This window comes from Frankia sp. AiPs1, from assembly GCF_023716945.1.
Taxonomy (GTDB): Bacteria; Actinomycetota; Actinomycetes; order Frankiales; family Frankiaceae; genus Frankia.
The window spans coordinates 1-2,405 of the sequence record NZ_JAMQQF010000737.1 but is presented as its reverse complement, the minus strand read 5'-3'; the positions used below and the strand labels follow the sequence as shown (position 1 = coordinate 2,405).

The window sequence follows — 2,405 nt, the reverse complement described above, 5'->3', positions numbered from 1 at the left end:
GGCCCGGGGCGTGCGCCCGGCAGCGGTGCTCGGCCAGGGCGTGGGCGTGTTCGCCGCCGCGCACGTGGCCGGGGCGTTGTCCCTGTCGGACGCCACCGCGCTGCTGTCCGGTCCCGGGCCGCAGCCGGGCGAGGGCGCATGCTACGCGGTGGCGGGTGCGGAGGCGGCGGTGGCCGAGGCGCTGGCGCCGACCGAGCAGGCGGGCGTCGTGGTCGCGGTCTACGGGCCGCGTTCGACCGTCATCGCGGTCGATCCCGCGCGGGGTGACGCCGCCTTCGAGGCGCTGAGAGCGCGCGACCTGCGCTGCGTTCCCTTCACGGACCCGCTGGTGGCGCACGGTCCGTTCGCGGGCGGTCCGGCCGAGCACCTGGAATCGACGCTCGCCGCCCTCATGCCTCGACCGCCCACCCTCCGGCTGCCGTCCACCCTGGTTCCAGGAACCGACAGCACCCTGCTCGACGGCGCCCACTGGTCCCGCATGTTCCGCGGTCCCGAACTGCTCTGGCCGGCCCTGGTTGCGCTGTCGGCCGAGGAGGACCGCCCACTGGTCGAGATCGGCCCCCGTCCCGGGCTCCTGAGCACTCTCGCGCGGGCACGCCGGGACGCGGGTCTGCGGGCGCCCGCGCTCACGATCCTCGACGACGACGCACCGGTGGGCGGCATCGCGCCACGCACGCTCGCACGGCTGCACGCCGCCGGTGTCCGGGTGGACTGGTCAGCGGTGACGGGACGCCCGCACCGGTACCGGACCCTGCCCGTCCCGACCTGGGGCGGAGGCCGTTACTGGCTACCGGGCGTGGAACGCGGCGCGCAGGGCACCGCCGCGCCAGCCGCCGCCGTGCCCCCTCCCACCCGTATCCGGCTCAGCCTGCTCGACGAGCACGGACAGGTGACCACCGAGATGTACGCCGAGCGGACCGCGCCGGTCCTGCCGGTGCCGACTACGGCCACCAGCCAGCCCGCTTCCGCCCCGCGCTCCGCGACTCCGTCGGCCGACGCCGTCGGGCCGGTCGCCGTGGCGACGGGCGCTGCCCCGGCGTCCGCACCGGCGCCCGCCGACATCGGGCGGCTCGCGGAACTGGTGAGCGGCCTCGTCCGCGAGCTGCTCGGGCTGCCCGCCGACCACCCGATCGGACGCCGCCGCGGCCTGTTCGAGCAGGGACTCGACTCGGTGACGGCCATCGCGCTGCGCACCCGTCTGGAGGAGCGGCTCGGCGTCGACCTGCCGACGACCGTCGTGTTCGAGCAGCCGACCATCAACGGTCTGGCCGGCCGGCTGGCGGAGCTCGTCGCGGCCTCAGCCCCGCGACAGATCTTCCGCGAAGCCCCGGACCCGGTTCCGCGGCGAACCCAGAACCTGGGCCAGGTGCCTGCTCAGGTCCAGCGGGTGGCCACGAGCGGGCCCCAGCCGCCCGCCGGCGCGCGGACAGAGCCGCTGGCCGCCGACCCGGGCATCGCCGTGATCGGCATGAGCTGTCGGCTGCCGGGAGCCGCCACACCCACGGACTTCTGGGAGCTGCTGTGCGGGCGTCGCGAGACCGCCGGCGAACTCCCCGCCGCCCGGCGCCGGGATCCCGTCTGGGCGCGCCTCGCGGGCCAGGCCGCCCGCCGCGGCTCCTACCTGGACGACATCGCGGCCTTCGACGCGCCGTTCTTCCGGATCTCGCCGCGCGAGGCTCGGCTGCTCGACCCCCAGCAGCGGCTGTTCCTCGAAGCCGCCTGGGAGGCGCTGGAGCACGCCGGGTGCCCCGCGGACACGCTGGACGGCCGGCCGGTCGGTGTCTACGCCGGCCTCTCGATGGCCGACTACCAGTTCCTGGTGGCCGACGACCTCGACGGCGAGTCCCTCACCCTGCACCACGGCACCGGCACGTCCTTCTCCGTGCTCGCGGGGCGGCTGTCCTACATCCTCGGTCTGCGCGGCCCGAGCATGACCGTCGATACCGCCTGCTCGTCCGCCCTCACCGCGGTGCACCTTGCCTGCCAGGCGCTGCGCGCGGGTGACTGCGAGACCGCCGTGGTCGGCGGCGCCAGCGCCATCGTCGCGCCGAGCCCGCTGCTCGCCTCCCTGGTCGGCGGGCACGCCCTGGCCGCGGACGGGCGGTGCAGGTCGTTCGACGAGAACGCCGACGGGTTCGCCTGTGGTGAGGGCGCCGTCGTCTTCGTGCTCAAGCCGCTGGCGGCCGCCGAACGCGACGGCGACGAGGTCCACGCCGTCCTGCGCGCGAGCGCCGTCAACCAGGACGGTGCCACCGGCGGCCTGACCGTTCCCAGCCCGGCCGCGCAGGTCGACGTCGTCCGCACCGCGGTGCGGCGGGCCGGCTGGGCACCCGGCGACGTCGACTACGTTGAGGCGCACGGCACCGGCACGGTCGTCGGGGACCGCACCGAGCTCAGCGCGCTCA

General features: G+C 76.1%; 1 protein-coding gene. It reads left to right on the top strand.

Annotated elements, in window-relative coordinates:
• Nucleotides 1-2,405 (top strand): type I polyketide synthase (locus tag ND748_RS30110; protein ID WP_251749608.1); only part of this gene is annotated, 2,405 nt, incomplete at both ends.